Source organism: Pseudomonas sp. AC229 (genome assembly GCF_979254655.1).
Genome location: NZ_CEEDHK010000092.1, coordinates 1 through 241, shown reverse-complemented (window position 1 = coordinate 241; position 241 = coordinate 1). Strand labels below are relative to the sequence as shown.

At 61.8% G+C, this 241-nt stretch carries 1 protein-coding gene; it reads left to right on the top strand.

Going from position 1 to position 241, the window contains the following annotated elements:
* Positions 1-241: diguanylate cyclase domain-containing protein (locus AC0IW7_RS24985; protein ID WP_471821547.1), on the top strand; the 241-nt coding region annotated here is incomplete at both ends.

Sequence of the window (241 nt, the reverse complement as noted above, 5' to 3'; positions counted from 1 at the left end):
GTTCACCACTGCCGCGCCTGCAGCGTTCGATGGTCATTCTGGCGTTGGATATGTCCGTGGTGCGCAATCTCTACGCGCAGTTGGAGTCGCACGCAGCGACCGACGCGCTGACCGGCTTGCTCAACCGCCGCGGCTTCCACCAAGCACTCGAATCGAGCCTGGCGCGCCGGGTTCGCAGCGGCAAACGCTTGGCGTTTTTTTATCTGGACCTCGACGGCTTCAAACGCATCAACGACTCGCT